A 661-nucleotide genomic window follows, 5' to 3' on the forward strand; every position below is an offset into this window, starting at 1 on the left:
GCTCAGCAAGAATTTTGAAGGTTTTTAAGCGACCAAATACATGCTCAATTGCTATTCTTCTTTTGTTGATTTCCTGATTATAGATTTTTAGTTCAGTATCCAGTTTACAGCGCTTCTTTGCTTTTAGAGGCAATAGGCTATTTGGATACACTGTATAAATTCCCTGATAGCCCTTATCTGCAAGGATAAAGGCACCTACAGGAATCTGATTCAAGTTGCATTTAAAGAGTTCAAAATCATGTATTGAACCGCGATCAGCGCATAAACTCAGGATTTTTCCTGAGTTTTATAATGAATGATGACCTGTACTTTGAAGGTGTGCTTCTTTTTCTTGCCGCTATAGCTTTTCTTCTGTTTTTTTAGGCCTTTGGATTGGAATTTCTGTGGCATCTACGATCACCACATTCCAGTCAATGCCTTCGCCTTCAGGCAAATTCTTCGGTAGATTAAACAGATTAGACTTAATGAAACAATCCTCTACATGGCGTACGATTCTTGAAGCAGTGGGCTCTGACACGCCATAATTTGTTGCGACATGGAACAAGGTTCGGTATTCACGCCAATAACTTCAGCACAGGAGGATCTGATCCTCTAAGCTCAATTTAGGTGGTCTGCCTTTGGCAGGAACATGCATCTTCAATTGCTCAACCATTAAATCAAA

The 661-nt window shown here is 39.5% G+C and carries 1 protein-coding gene and 1 pseudogene; both read right to left on the bottom strand.

The window, feature by feature from the left end; all coding sequences use genetic code 11:
- Positions 1-274: transposase family protein (locus NI461_RS14090; RefSeq protein WP_367273582.1), on the bottom strand; the 274-nt coding region annotated here is incomplete at its 3' end.
- Between the two features lie 63 nt (positions 275-337).
- Positions 338-553: pseudogene (locus NI461_RS14255) on the bottom strand (transposase family protein); the annotation flags it as partial.
- Between the last annotated feature and the right edge of the window lie 108 nt (positions 554-661).

Origin of the sequence: Acinetobacter sp. S4400-12 (assembly GCF_024129495.1) — a bacterium.
Classification (GTDB): domain Bacteria; phylum Pseudomonadota; class Gammaproteobacteria; order Pseudomonadales; family Moraxellaceae; genus Acinetobacter; species Acinetobacter lwoffii_C.